The organism is Polynucleobacter asymbioticus, from assembly GCF_018687575.1.
GTDB lineage: Bacteria > Pseudomonadota > Gammaproteobacteria > Burkholderiales > Burkholderiaceae > Polynucleobacter > Polynucleobacter asymbioticus_C.
Genome location: NZ_CP061297.1, coordinates 568,216 through 581,209, shown reverse-complemented (window position 1 = coordinate 581,209; position 12,994 = coordinate 568,216). Strand labels below are relative to the sequence as shown.

The 12,994-nt window shown below is 46.0% G+C and carries 14 protein-coding genes and 1 tRNA gene; 5 read left to right on the top strand and 10 right to left on the bottom strand.

What is annotated here, in order from left to right; genetic code table 11:
- Positions 1–161 precede the first annotated feature (161 nt).
- Entirely contained in the window at positions 162–638 is a 477-nt protein-coding gene (locus tag AOC19_RS03015; protein WP_215377467.1) for a flagellin, read from the top strand.
- 219 nt (positions 639–857) lie between these two features.
- Here AOC19_RS03015 and AOC19_RS03010 read toward each other — a convergent pair whose 3' ends face one another.
- The 10 genes from AOC19_RS03010 to AOC19_RS02965 all read right to left on the bottom strand — a co-directional run bounded on the left by AOC19_RS03010 (position 858) and on the right by AOC19_RS02965 (position 8,598).
- Positions 858–1,286, bottom strand: a complete 429-nt coding sequence (locus AOC19_RS03010; protein ID WP_215377465.1) for a hypothetical protein — start codon at positions 1,284–1,286, stop codon at positions 858–860.
- A 115-nt stretch (positions 1,287–1,401) separates the two neighbouring features.
- Positions 1,402–1,881, bottom strand: coding sequence for a hypothetical protein (locus AOC19_RS03005; RefSeq protein WP_215377463.1), 480 nt, complete (start codon positions 1,879–1,881; stop codon positions 1,402–1,404).
- Between the two features lie 194 nt (positions 1,882–2,075).
- Entirely contained in the window at positions 2,076–2,450 is a 375-nt protein-coding gene (locus AOC19_RS03000; protein WP_215377462.1) for a hypothetical protein, read from the bottom strand.
- A gap of 36 nt (positions 2,451–2,486) precedes the next feature.
- Positions 2,487–3,137: a hypothetical protein gene (locus AOC19_RS02995; RefSeq protein WP_215377460.1), complete on the bottom strand. Its 651-nt coding sequence runs from the start codon at positions 3,135–3,137 to the stop codon at positions 2,487–2,489.
- Between the two features lie 106 nt (positions 3,138–3,243).
- Complete coding sequence (locus tag AOC19_RS02990) at positions 3,244–4,176, bottom strand: hypothetical protein (protein ID WP_215377459.1); 933 nt, start codon at positions 4,174–4,176, stop codon at positions 3,244–3,246.
- Entirely contained in the window at positions 4,173–5,084 is a 912-nt protein-coding gene (locus AOC19_RS02985) for a hypothetical protein (protein WP_215377457.1), read from the bottom strand. Before AOC19_RS02985 ends, AOC19_RS02990 begins: the two co-directional genes overlap by 4 nt.
- A complete protein-coding gene (locus AOC19_RS02980; protein ID WP_215377455.1) occupies positions 5,081–6,496 on the bottom strand; it encodes a hypothetical protein in 1,416 nt (471 codons plus the stop codon). Before AOC19_RS02980 ends, AOC19_RS02985 begins: the two co-directional genes overlap by 4 nt.
- Positions 6,493–7,719 (bottom strand): TolC family protein, encoded by a 1,227-nt coding sequence (locus AOC19_RS02975; protein WP_215377453.1) that lies wholly within the window; start codon positions 7,717–7,719, stop codon positions 6,493–6,495. The genes AOC19_RS02980 and AOC19_RS02975 overlap by 4 nt, the downstream gene beginning before the upstream one ends.
- A gap of 165 nt (positions 7,720–7,884) precedes the next feature.
- Entirely contained in the window at positions 7,885–8,277 is a 393-nt protein-coding gene (locus AOC19_RS02970; protein WP_215377451.1) for a hypothetical protein, read from the bottom strand.
- Positions 8,278–8,509: 232 nt separating this feature from the next.
- A tRNA-Leu gene (locus AOC19_RS02965) sits at positions 8,510–8,598 on the bottom strand.
- 134 nt (positions 8,599–8,732) lie between these two features.
- Here AOC19_RS02965 and AOC19_RS02960 point away from each other — a divergent pair.
- From AOC19_RS02960 to purU, 4 genes are all read left to right on the top strand, one after another.
- Entirely contained in the window at positions 8,733–11,192 is a 2,460-nt protein-coding gene (locus AOC19_RS02960; RefSeq protein WP_215377449.1) for a penicillin acylase family protein, read from the top strand.
- A 76-nt stretch (positions 11,193–11,268) separates the two neighbouring features.
- On the top strand, positions 11,269–11,676 hold the full coding sequence (locus tag AOC19_RS02955) for a surface-adhesin E family protein (protein ID WP_215377447.1): 408 nt from the start codon (positions 11,269–11,271) through the stop codon (positions 11,674–11,676).
- A 127-nt stretch (positions 11,677–11,803) separates the two neighbouring features.
- On the top strand, positions 11,804–12,088 hold the full coding sequence (locus AOC19_RS02950) for a hypothetical protein (protein ID WP_215377445.1): 285 nt from the start codon (positions 11,804–11,806) through the stop codon (positions 12,086–12,088).
- Between the two features lie 48 nt (positions 12,089–12,136).
- The gene (purU, locus tag AOC19_RS02945; RefSeq protein ID WP_215377443.1) at positions 12,137–12,991 is read left to right on the top strand and encodes a formyltetrahydrofolate deformylase; all 855 of its coding nucleotides are present in this window, start codon (positions 12,137–12,139) and stop codon (positions 12,989–12,991) included.
- The last annotated feature ends 3 nt before the right edge of the window (positions 12,992–12,994 follow it).

The window sequence follows — 12,994 nt, the reverse complement described above, 5'->3', positions numbered from 1 at the left end:
AAGATACCCTAAGCCATCTATAGCATTTCCTTTCTGTGCCAGATATTCAGACTGACTGGCAGCTGGGATGGTGGCTCCGCTACCTTGGGACCAAGCATTGACAGTGGTATTTTGATTGGTTATAGTCAGATTAAACTTAAGCGAAAACTCTGGGAGATGCCATGAAGAAAATATTTTTAATCCACTCATTATCAATAGCCATCCTCTCACCTTTGAGTTACGCCCAACCTTTGCATCCAAGTAGCTCCATGGGCGCCATTAGCTCAACCCCTGGATCAGCAAGCCAAAATAATATTGGGCAAACCTCTCTACCCAATAAACAAAATAATGCTGCCGGAACTTATGCACCCGCACCCACACAAAAAAAAGAGCAATTGGAGTCTTACAAGCCAGCATCATATTCAACAACATCTTCCGCAGCCTCTAGTACGCCCCAGCAAAATCCAAACACCACCTCTACGAAAGCTACGACTCTAAGTGAAGTCAAGGATGTTGGCGTGGGATCTTTAATTGATGCCAATATGGAGGAAGAATCCACTAAATTAAAAGCGCTGCAAACCCAGCAACAGCTTGCCATTCAGTCGTTATCGATTGCAAATAGTTCTAGCTCCAACGTAATCACTGCTACTGATAAGTAGCCCCCAATTTTGCTTTTCTAACCCATCAACTTTGTAAACCCTCTTGCAGGTAATTGTGATCCTGCCTTGCGCTCTACAATATAGGAAAGATTTAAGCTTTTGAACGGGTGGTATTTACTAAGCAAATAGAGGCTCTTCACCTACAAAAAAACCTGCCGAAGCAGGTCTCTCATTATTTCTCTTGGCACTTGAGCAACTATTAACACCGTTGATACTGCATCATTTTCCTTGCTCAGTTTCATTTGCCAAACTCAATGATTGGAGTGCCAATTGCTGCTGGGTCTGAATTTCCTTCAAAGACTCAGCCTGAGCCTCACTCATAGACCCAACACTAGTTGGAGCTTTTGCATTATTCGCAGGTAATGGACCGCTGGAGATAGTAGATGGTGGGGCTGGTCTCGCACTATTACCGCCATTACCACCGTTACCAATCATCAAGCCCCCATTACCACCGTTACCACCATTACCGCCAGTCGCTCCAACAGCAGGCTGTGGCGCTGGTCTTTGCATTGCTGGTTGAGGCATAGATGTTGGCGATACTTCAGGTCTATTGACTGATGGTGACGCGCCACCAGCTGGTATTGATGGCTGAGCATAAGCTGATGCTGCCACTAGGCCCAATGAAGCGATTAAAAGTTTTGATTTCATTTTTTCTCCTATTCCTTAAGTTTTGACAATTAGATTTGTATTAAAACCTGCCGAAGCAGGTCTCTTAATCCCCTGTAAAGTGATCGCCTGTGTAAGTAAGCTGCGTATCAACAGCTTAATCAACAACATTTATTATTTTTTGCTCCAATACTATCTCAGCCCCCATGAAAAGCGCGTATTCTCTTTCAGTAGCACCAACACTAGTTGGAGCTTTTGCATCATTCGCAGGCAATGGGCCAACTCCGCTGTACATAGTTGACGGAGGTTTTGGTGTTGTAACATTTCCGCCGCGACTACCATCCCCACCACTACCACTAACGCCACCAACTAAACCGGAGGCTCCTGCGCTCACGGAGTTAGTTGCGTCATTACCTGTAAAAGGAACAATCCTACTTTCCATTACAGGAACCGCGGCATTAAGAGCGGGCCCTGAGAGCGGTTTAGCCGCTGATCCCACTTGAGGCATAGATTGCATTGCTGGACGAGAAACTTCAGGTCTATTAACTGGTGGTGATACACCAGCAGGTATTGATGGCTGAGCATATGCAGATGCTGCAATTAGACTCAAAGAGCTGATTAAGATTTTTGTTTTCATTTTTTTCCTGTAATTACCTTATCTTATCAAGCTATTCCCAGTGAAATATTTGCTTTCAACCGAGAGGCTTTCAAAGCAATGGAATTCTTAATCCTTACTGCCGTTCACTCTGACTCAGTAAGCTCAGCAACTTGGAAGCAAATTGACCTTGAAAATAAGGTTTGGACGGCACCTAAACCAAAAATGCTTTTCCCCTAATAAGGTGGTGGTGGAGGTGGTGGATATAGTGGAGGTGGGGGTACGACATCGTCGCCAACACTAGTTGGAGCTTTTGCATTATTCGCAGGTAATGGACCGCTGGAGATAGTAGATGGTGGGGCTGGTCTCGCACTATTACCACCATTACCACCGTTACCAATCATCAAGCCGCTGTTCCCACCATTTCCACCAGTAGCTCCAACAGCAGGCTGTGGCGCTGGTCTTTGCATTGCTGGTTGAGGTATAGATGGTGTTGCTGGACGAGACACTTCAGGCTTATTAACTGGTGATGCACCAGCAGGTATTGATGGCTGAGCATTAACAGATGCTGCTATTAGGCTCAAAGAGCTGATTAAGATTTTTGTTTTCATTTTTTTGCCCTATTCCTTAAGGATTCGCTCAAAGTATTATTGCGTTATGGGTGGAGTAACCACTCTTACAATGTTTTCTTGCTCTCTAGATATAACCTTTAAACCAGCCTTTACCGATTCAGCGCTTGGAGTCACATCTGACTCAGCGAGTATTGCAACCTTTGCATCAGGATGGGCTAACTCAATGACTACACCTTCGCCATTACTTTGGCCTGGCTTATAAACCTCAATGGTTTTTGTCACAGTATTCCCAATCACATCATCTTTGGTACTGGTGCTAACTTCAACGTAGCCTCCATCTGGCCCTACTATGTAATAACTACCTGCATGGGATTTAGGACCTCCACCACGCTGCACAACCGTAGTAACTTCATACCCTTTGCTTTCTATACCTCTCTTTACCTCATTAACTTTTTTGGCGTACACCTGCTGTGCGCTTTGCGCTTTTTGGGTAGCACCTTCAAGCTTATTCATCGTCTGAGGGGTGACCGGCACTGCGCCTACGCTGCTTGAAACTTGATTGGACTGCATTGGTCTTGGCATAGCTGATTGAGTCATTGATGGCTCTACCCCACGAGACACTTCAGGTCTATTGACTGGTGGTGAAACACCAGCAGGTATTGATGGCTGAGCATAAGCAGATGTTGCTATTAGGCTCAATGAGGTGATTAGGAGTTTTGATTTCATTTGATTTTCTAGTAAGACTTATTAAATTACTGCAGCTAGCAATGCTATTGATGAGGGGTCTGCAACTCCTGCGTTAAAAAAGATGCTCTTGCAAAACTATTTTGACTCATTGATCGTGGTACAAAGTATCCCAATCAATAGGCCCCGGAGGATGAATACATACAGCCCAAGTTGTAAATATGTCAATGTCAAATGGACGACCGTACATCTGCATATTCCACTCAATCTCTTCTTTTTTTTCCTCTCTATGTTGCTCACGCGGCGCTCTCTTCTGCTCAATAGGCGCTCTCTTCTGCTCAATCAGCGCTCTCTCCTCTTGAACTACCCCTCTCTCCTGCTGTAGCTGCACAACCTTCTCTTGTCGCTGTTGAATCTTCTCTTGGCTCGGGGCGCTAGCACCAACTTCATTATTGGAATGCAATACGCCGGGGCCGTGAAATAAGCCATCAGCACCAGCTATTGAAAAAACAACTTTGCCGGGTGTCATAGGAATAATATATGCGGGACGAGAAAGCATGCCTTGTGATTTAGATTGAGTTGAACCAACACTCTGAATATCTTTCTTATCACTTAGCGACACCCCACTATTGCCAGCCTGGCTATCGGACAAAGGTGGCCTTGCATTAGCTTGTGAACCAGACGCCCCTGCAGCTGCCGCCTTAATTGCACCCTTTCCTTCTCCGGATGCCTTGATTTCACTGGCTACTTCACCAGTGCGAGGATTTACAAGCTTAACTGCTGGTGTTGATGTCGGTGGAAGCGGAGGCAAAGGTGGAATCCTGCCATTAATTTCACCGAGACTCGGGGCAACGATGGAGGGTTTAGCAACACCCTCACCACTAGTAGCGCCAGCAGCAGGCTGTGGACTACCCATTGACCCTGATGGGCTTGGCATTGATGGGGCCAGCTGACGAGAGACTTCAGGCCTATTAACTGATGGTGATGCACCAGCAGACATTGATGGCTGAGCATATGCAGATGTTGCCAACATGCCCAACGAGGCGACCAGCCCCAGCACTAGTAGGAGTTTTTGCATCATATTTGCGGAACCAATCTCATAACTATATCGTTATAGTCAATGTCAACACCAACACTAGTTGGGCCTTTTGCATCATTGCCAGGAATTGGAGGCATTGGTGTTGAAACACCAGTAGCGCCAACAGGAGTTGGACCTTCCGCTGCTTTTTCAAGCTTCTGAGCCTTAGCCGCAGCCTCAGCTATCTTTGAAGTTATCCTAGAAACCGTAAAACTCACGACAACAGTCGTGATCAGGGGAGGGTTCGTGACAATAAAACCAGTTCCAACATCGTCATTTTTCAAAGGCGTCGGCCCTACTCCTCTGGCCAGTAGTGTTGCAAGACCAGTATCACCAACACTAGTTGGACCTTTTGCATCATTGCCGGGCAATGGAGGCATTGGTGTTGTAACACCAGTAGCACCAACATTACCAGCATGAACACCAGTGCCAGCACTTGCACCAGCCCTAGCCAGAGCCTTCTGAGCCACATCCTGAGCCTCACTCTTAGCCTTCTGAGCCTCAGCCCTAGCCTGCGTTTCGTTTAAGCTAACGCCAACACTAGCTGGAGCCTTTACATCATTCGCAGACTTTGGTGTTGCACCAGCACCACCAGTACCACCAGTGCCAATTATTAAGCCGCCATTTCCACCATTACCACCAGTGCCGCCAGTAGCTCCGACAGCAGGCTGTGGACCACTTTGATTCATTTGTGGCATTGGTTGAGGGAGGGCTTGAGAAGGAAGTGGAGGACGTCCCCCATGATTTGGAATTGTTGGTGTCATTTGTGGCTGGGGCATAGATGGCATACCTTGGCCGGGCATCTCTGCTCTGACAGTTGGAGGTGGCACACCAACAGAGGGTACTGATGGCTGAGCATAAACAGATGTTGCTATTAAGCCCAATGAGGTGATTAAGAGGTTTGTTTTCATTTACTTACCCTAGGCGTGGATTCGTTAGAGTTCTGTTGCGGTGGAATGGGTGTAGTCAGTGAATTTGTGGTGGCGACTGGGTCTATAGAAGTATTGGCGCCACCGCTTACGGCAACTCTCTCCTGATTAGGGCTTGAACCAGCTGTCGTTAGGATGCCTACGACGCCAGCTCCAACTAATACTGGATCGTCAGTAGCCTTACCAACCGCAATTTCAATGGCATTAACTGCATAAACAAATGCAGTACTTATGCCTTGATCTCCGACATCAGAATGCCGAGCCTTATACCCACTCTGCATGCTTGACTTAATATTGGGCGGCTTCTCTGATGGGATTTCGTTCTGTATATTTTTTGATGATGGTCTCGCCAATACAACATTAGACAAGTTTCTTTTTCCAGACTCATCTGAAACTACTGGGGCAACGACACCATAATCTGAACTGAATACCTGGGAGACGGCAGCCTCTAACTGGTCACTCCTAAGCCACATCGCAGGATTCTTGCTGACTAAGTTTTGGGCAATTAAGAAGGTACTTTTTACCTCCTCAATTGAGCAATCAGGGCATGACGTTTGCAAACTCGTATAAATACCCTCTTTATCACCTTGACCCAATTTAGCTTGCTCTAAATTTAAAACTAATGCAATTGCAATTAATGCAGGTGCAATTTTTTTTGCCTCTGAAGAAGGAATCCCCTTGTCAGCCATATCCTTTGCAACCAGATTCACCGCCTCCAATTGAGCCTTATCCTGCTCAGGAGAGCTTAGTTTTTTCTGGATAATTTTTGCTCTTTGAATATTGCCCGACTCCAAAATACTTATAGCACTAGCAACCAACATAGACGCACCAATTGGCGCGAACAATCCCGTGTCAATAAGCGCAATCGAAGCAAAAATATATGGGATCATAGTCAGCCCAGGAAGATTTTGGATCTCTGGGAAAGGTAACGACTCCTTCGATGCTCTTACATAGGATTGAGAGTCCTGAGTCAAAAAAATAATCCCTTGTGTTTGGCTTTTTGCAACCTTTGATGCAAATGGGGAAGGAGTAACTCTATTGGCCTGCGCATTGCCACCATTTGTTTCCAATAAATGTTTTGCCATTGCATCAAGGGAGGCGGTAGCTCCACTGCCAAGCAAAGAGCTTTGTGGATTGAAAGTCAGGTAACCGTTTGTATTGGCATTATTTCCATACTGCTGCTGCAAGAGAATGTTGTTGCGCACAAAGACAGACTGATTGGAGCCGGGATTTAGGATGGAGTACTGATCATGGTTCGATCCCAGCGCATTCTGTGCAATCGATCCTCTCTGCCCTGGCCTGATGTCTGGGCGATTTCTATCGACCAATGGGCCCGCATAACTATTTAACGAGAACAAGGCCACTATGAGAAATTGAACTATAAGTTTTCTCATAGTGGAGGCATGCTGTAGTTTCCAGATTGACGCCAAATATTAACCAGGGCCTTGACATGATTTGTCTGGGCATCAATTAAAGCGCCCTCTTTGTCGCGCACATCCATTACGCCTTTTGCACTTGATTGATTAGCAGTTTTTGAAACGCCATTCAAACCATCATTCGCCTGCGCCAATATTTGCTTTGCAGACTCGTACTGCAACAAGGCCTGCATGACCTGCACACGAACCTGCTCCTTGAGATCACGCAACTGCATTTCAATGCCTAGCTTTTGATTGGCCGCCTGAACAATATCGGCATTTTGTAAAAAGTTACTTACTGGGAGCGGTATTTGTATGCCAGCAGAAAAACCATTTTGCGGGGCGTAGGTATATCCACTTGAATCATATTGAGGTGTTGTGGTGTATGAAACATAGGGCATCACATCCCAATTGCGATTAGCCTTGGTCATGCTGATGTTTTTCTCGGCTGAGTTCATAGCTGCCTGCAAGGCCAATATGTCAGAGCGACTATTCAGCGCTTGGTTGATTAACTTATCTGGATCAAACGCCTGTGGGGCAACATTGAGGTTACCAATAGGTAGCGGCAGATTCTTTAAGGCGCCACCGGAGTAGTTCAAAAGGCTCAGGGAGGTAAATTGCAGATCCTTAGCGCTTGCGTTTTCGTAATACTGTAAGAATTGAGCTGAATCTTTTGTTTGTGCATTAGCTGGCAGTGTAGATATTCTTTTTGCTGCCTTAGCGTAGGAGTTAAACAGTAAACGATTTCTTAAGGCATCTACATAGCCCAGAGTTGCAACAGTTTGAACGTCGGCTTCGGTAGCCTGGTAATCAGTTTCACTTCTACCAATTTCAGCATCACCATACTCAGACCTAGCAGACCTTTTCCCCCAGCCTTCTAAATTGAAGTTGACGCCATAGGTATTGGATGTAGGGGTTGAATATGGAGTGTAAGGAACCTGTTGATAGAAAGTGCCCTTTGTATAACTAACACTTGGTCTAAATTGATAAAGGGCCAGTGATTCTTTAATGGCAGCTGCTGTTTCTTTGCCAAGTCTCTTATTGCCAATAATTGCATTGTTTTCTTTAACAACTTGCAGATATTGCGCCAAGGGAATAGGAGTGTACTCATTCAATCCAGAAGCCGACGATTGAGCCAGTGAAACACTGGAAATTAGCGATGCGCCAAGTGCGGCGGATAAACGAATTAATGGTGTGCGCATAAATCAGCATATTTAAACGAATTGGGAATAAGCCCATTATCACGCATGACCGACAAGCTAGAGCCCGGCATATAGCCAGGCGTGCAATGAAGTCGTTATCAAGCGGGTTTAGCCGATAACTTGCCACACGGAGGGGGTGCAACTAAGTTGAGCCCCCACTACCCTCTACTTTGCTGTTGGCAGCGGTGGTGTTGCGTCAATACCAGTTTTTGGAGACTGATCCATGTTGTAGCTTTGCGCGGTAGCTGCTGAATCATTAGCATTTGGCATTTCTGCGGCAGCTCTAGTAGAACTAATCATCGAGCTCATATCCTGCGCTACTGAACTCGCAGATTGCCTTAATTGCTCAGCCAATTGCTGGGCTTGATTAACGCCTTGTGTTCCAGCTTGAATTTTGGCGCCTTCAATTTGGGAAGATGTGGTATCTATTCGAGCTTGTGCTTGATCTATTTGAGAATAAGATACTGTTGGTGGCTTAGGCTCGGATGCCTGTGGCACGGTCATGACTTGTGTGGACTGCACTGCCGGATTGACATCGAATGTGGTGTAGTGAGGCATGTAGTTGGATCGCGCTTTCTAGCAAATGTAGCTAATAGCAGCTCAAAAGCTGGTCCCTCTTAAGCAATAAAACAAACCACTAGAAGCAGTGATTTGAATTTCACATGCGTCTCCTGGTTATTTCTTACGGAGGCTTGGTTACCACTCATTTAGATCTATCTAATTTCTATCTAAATCAAGGTAGGGTGAAAACCCGCTACGCTACTCCCTGTTGGCTTACAGGGTTTTACTATGGTGCCCGAGGCCGGAATCGAACCGGCACGACTTTTTTGAGTCGGCAGATTTTAAATCTGCTGTGTCTACCGATTTCACCACTCGGGCTCGCACGAGCAATAAAGCCGTACTAAATAAATCAAGACAAGCAAAATTTTAGCATGTGAGAGTCATTGAAGGCGGGAAGCCTGCATTCATCAAGCCTGAGCTCGAAGCAAAGGCAAACCCACTAAACTATTCCCATGAAAATACCCACGCTAAGCCCAGGTCTCAAAACCCTATTTAAAGCCATCTTTTGGCTTAGTTCTGGGACATTGCTGCTGATCATCGCAGCTGGAGTCTTCTACTTAGTTTCAGCTCAAACCAACCCCTCAGGCAAGCGGATCATCAAATCTCTAGGGGATTCAGTAGCGATCACTTTTGATGAGAGTGATATTCCCCATATTCAGGCAAAAAGCTCTACTGATGCCCTCTTTGCTTTGGGCTATTTGCATGCAAGTGAACGTTCCTGGCAAATGGAAATTAACCGTCGACTCTCTAGTGGGCGACTCTCAGAAATCCTCGGCAAAGAAACTGTCGCAATTGATCGTTTTATTCGCACGCTAGGCATTAAACATGCTGCTGAAAAACAATTCGATCGCTACCCTATTGCTACTAAGCGATTACTGCAATCCTATGCAGATGGCGTCAATGCTGGTAATACTCACTTGGGCTGGGCGCTACCAGTTGAATACTTTTTAACTGGCTCTAAGCCAGGGCATTGGTCACCTACTGATAGCGTGGCATGGATGTTGATGATGGCGCTCGATCTTGGCGGTAACTGGCATAAAGAATTACAACGCCTTGAGCTCTCGCAATTCTTAACGACTAAACAAGTATGGGAAGTGATGCCAGCATATACGCCAGGTGAACCTGTAAGCAATGTTGACTTTGCCAAGATGTATCGGGATATCAATGTCTTTAATCCCAATCCACTCACACGAGATCAAAAGTCTAAGAAACTGCCTGCAACAGAACTTGCTATTAATGAAGTGCCCGGTGGCAAAGATGGTATTGGCTCGAACAATTGGGCGCTGAGCGGCAAGCTCACCACCTCTGGCAAGCCCTTACTAGCGAACGACCCGCACTTGGGCTTATCAGCCCCGGCAATTTGGTATATGGCGCACTTGGAGGCTCCAGGGCTCAATGTCATTGGTGCCACCCTCCCCGGTATTCCAGCGGTAGTACTGGGTCGCACTGATAAATTTGCTTGGAGCTTTACCAATACAGGTCCGGATGTTCAGGATTTATACATTGAGCAGTTAGATCCAAAAAATCCTGGTACATATCGAGGCCCAGAGGGCCCACTATCTTTTAAAGTGCGCCAAGAAATCATCGACATCAAAGGCGAGCCCCCTGTACGCTTTTTAGTGAAAGAGACTCGACATGGTCCAGTGATCTCTGAATCTTATGCGCGCGCAAAACGAGCCATTGATACCGATCGCTTTGCCTTGGCATTGCGCTGGACTGCCTTGGATGTTGAAAATCAGTCTGTTGCTGGCTTGCTGGATATGAATCACGCCAAAGATTTGGATACATTTAAGCAAGCACTACGTAAAAACTATGCCCCAATGCAAAACGTTGTGATGGCAGATGTCGATGGCAATATTTCACTTCAAACAGCTGGTATCGCACCTAAGCGCACCTTGCACCAAGGCTTGTATGGCGTAGCGCCAGCCTTAGGCTGGGAGAAGCAATATGACTGGGTCGGGTACGTCCCATTTGACCAACTCCCAAGCAGCAATAACCCAGACGCAAGCTGGATCGCCACAGCCAATCAAAAAATATTGGCTAATAACGATCCGAACCCACTTACTGGTGACTGGGATTTGCCAACCCGTTACGACCGAATTGTGGAATTAATTAAAGGCAAGTCGGTGCACGACCTGACTTCAATGAAGTCCATGCAGGCTGATACGCTTTCCTTAGGCGCCACACCATTATTGGAATTATTTAAATCCGCCCAATCAAAACATCCCCTGGCACAACAGGCCATTGAACTCAGCAGTAACTTTGATGGCGATATGAAAATCGATAGCACTGGTGCACTCATATTCAACGCCTGGGCCGATCAACTCTCACGCAAACTCTTTTCACGTCTGGGTTATTTATTCACTGAAAATTATGGGGCACGTAACTTTAGACATCCCTTGATTCTGCAATTACAAAATCCCAATAGTCCTTGGTGCAATGATCCGCAAACTGAACAGATCGAAAGTTGTGCTGATGCGTCAAATGCCGCCTTTGATAAAGCACTTGAGCAACTGAGCGCGCAATTTGGCAATAATCCTAAAAATTGGAAGTGGGGTAATGCGCACATGGCAGTTTCTGAGCACCGTCCACTCAGTAAGGTTCCCTTTCTTGGTAGCCTCTTTAATTTGACCCAACCCTTTCCTGGAGATAGCTTCAGCATTAACGTAGGGCGTCTTGAACTTCTAAGAGCTGAAAATCCTTTTGAAACCAAGCAGGCCCCCAGTCTTAGAACCCTCTTTGACCTCTCCGACCTAGAGCAGTCTCTCTTTATTTATCAGTCTGGGCAGTCTGGCTGGGTACAGAATAAGCTCTACCGCAATATGAGTGGGCCTTGGGCTCGCAATGAATATCTTCCCCTGCAAATGAAACCTGCAAAGATCACTCGACAACTGGATCTGAATATTAAGTAGAAATAGGCTGGGGCGTTTAGAATAGATACACAGGCCCGTTTAGGGATTAACCGATTGATCTATAACACTATTGATTATGAAAAAATTACACGCACTCACTATTTTTACCGCCCTCTCCTTATTGCCTTTTTCTAGCAGCTTCGCTGAGTGGAAAGAATTGGGCTCCAATGAAGTCATGGTGGTTTATGTAGATGTAGATACCGTGAGCACTTCCGGCGAAAAAGCACAAATCATGTCAATGCTGGACCTTAAAAAACCAGGCATGAATCCAAAAACGAAGCAGCCAGTAAGCTCAATTATCGGACTCAATGAATACAACTGTCCAGCCGTTAGCTACCGTCCAATCGAATACAAGGAGTTCGCTGGCAATAAAGGAACTGGCAAAGTAGTCTCAGATAACAAGACCCCTAATAGTGAATTTGAGCCTGTCATCAATGAGTCTTGGACAGCAGGAGTATTTAACGTTGTCTGCCAGCGTAAATAAATACATCAGATTGAATACCCACTTAAGCAGATCAAGCCCATCGGGTTGGTCTGCTTTTTGCATTTATTGGGGCCTTACTTTTGGGGGCATTTTTCTCTGCCTTAATTTAAGTGGTTGCGCGGCGCCATTGCTTGCCCTGGGAAGCTCGGCAACTAGCGTAGCCAGTTCCGCTGGAACTGCAGCTGCATCTGTAGCAGTAGCAAATCCCTCGACTGCAGCCAGCGCTATTTCTACCGCTGCTACAGGAAAGTCCCCTTTGGAGCATGCAGCCTCTGCAGCAACAAAGCAAGACTGTAATTTCCTCAATGCCCTAGGGCCTAAGCCTATTTGCAGCGATATTCCCGTTCCGACCATCAAGGATATGAGCGAACCTTATCCAGGCCTAGCAGATAGCCTAGCCCCATCCAAATAAGCAGTCTAAAATTACGTCTTATTAGCAATCTTTCTTTCTATCAAAGCCATGACCACAGAAAATTACTACCTCACACTTACCTGTCCTAATCGGCCAGGAATTGTTGCCGCAGTTTCAACTTACATCTTTGAATTAGGTGGTGACATTGAAGAGGCTCAGCAATTTGATGACAAAGCATCCAAACGCTTCTTTATGCGCGTGAGCTTTAGCTGCAGCGCTGATAGCAATACTTTGAGGACTGGTTTTGTAGAGATCGCTAAACGTTTTGACCTGACTTGGGACTTACGTGCAGTGAAGGATTTAAAGCGCGTATTGATCATGGCATCTAAGCTGGATCATTGCTTGGTGGATCTTCTCTACCGCTGGCGTATCGGTGAATTGCCAATGATCATTTGTGGAATTGTCTCTAACCATCCACGCGAGGTGTACTCCAGCATTGATTTTTCCGATATTCCGTTTTATCACCTCCCCGTAACACCGGAGACTAAGCCAGCACAAGAAGCCAAACTATTAGAAATCGTTGCGGATTCAAAAGTCGATATGGTGATCTTGGCTCGTTATATGCAAATTCTGTCTGATGACTTATCTACCAAGCTATCTGGACGCTGCATCAACGTTCATCACTCTTTCTTACCAAGCTTTAAAGGCGCAAAACCTTACCATCAGGCTCATGCCCGCGGCATCAAGTTGATTGGCGCTACAGCGCACTTTGTTACCAGTGATTTGGATGAAGGCCCAATTATTGAGCAAGATGTGACTCGTGTTACCCATGGTGACACGCCTGAAGACTTGGTTCGCAAAGGTCGTGACTTAGAGCGTACAGTACTATCTCGCGCCCTACGTTACTACCTGCATGACCGCGTCTTGATTAATGGTGCAACTTCGGTAGTCTTCTCAGACTAAGTT

Excerpts from the sequence above, each read along its gene's own strand:
- AOC19_RS02975 (WP_215377453.1), bottom strand. The coding sequence starts at position 7,719 with ATGCGCACACCATTAATTCGTTTATCCGCCGCACTTGGCGCATCGCTA.
- purU (WP_215377443.1), top strand. The coding sequence starts at position 12,137 with ATGACCACAGAAAATTACTACCTCACACTTACCTGTCCTAATCGGCCA.
- AOC19_RS03000 (WP_215377462.1), bottom strand. The coding sequence starts at position 2,450 with ATGAAAACAAAAATCTTAATCAGCTCTTTGAGCCTAATAGCAGCATCT.
- AOC19_RS02990 (WP_215377459.1), bottom strand. The coding sequence starts at position 4,176 with ATGATGCAAAAACTCCTACTAGTGCTGGGGCTGGTCGCCTCGTTGGGC.
- AOC19_RS03005 (WP_215377463.1), bottom strand. The coding sequence starts at position 1,881 with ATGAAAACAAAAATCTTAATCAGCTCTTTGAGTCTAATTGCAGCATCT.
- AOC19_RS02995 (WP_215377460.1), bottom strand. The coding sequence starts at position 3,137 with ATGAAATCAAAACTCCTAATCACCTCATTGAGCCTAATAGCAACATCT.
- AOC19_RS03015 (WP_215377467.1), top strand. The coding sequence starts at position 162 with ATGAAGAAAATATTTTTAATCCACTCATTATCAATAGCCATCCTCTCA.
- AOC19_RS02955 (WP_215377447.1), top strand. The coding sequence starts at position 11,269 with ATGAAAAAATTACACGCACTCACTATTTTTACCGCCCTCTCCTTATTG.
- AOC19_RS02960 (WP_215377449.1), top strand. The coding sequence starts at position 8,733 with ATGAAAATACCCACGCTAAGCCCAGGTCTCAAAACCCTATTTAAAGCC.
- AOC19_RS02970 (WP_215377451.1), bottom strand. The coding sequence starts at position 8,277 with ATGCCTCACTACACCACATTCGATGTCAATCCGGCAGTGCAGTCCACA.
- AOC19_RS03010 (WP_215377465.1), bottom strand. The coding sequence starts at position 1,286 with ATGAAATCAAAACTTTTAATCGCTTCATTGGGCCTAGTGGCAGCATCA.
- AOC19_RS02980 (WP_215377455.1), bottom strand. The coding sequence starts at position 6,496 with ATGAGAAAACTTATAGTTCAATTTCTCATAGTGGCCTTGTTCTCGTTA.
- AOC19_RS02985 (WP_215377457.1), bottom strand. The coding sequence starts at position 5,084 with ATGAAAACAAACCTCTTAATCACCTCATTGGGCTTAATAGCAACATCT.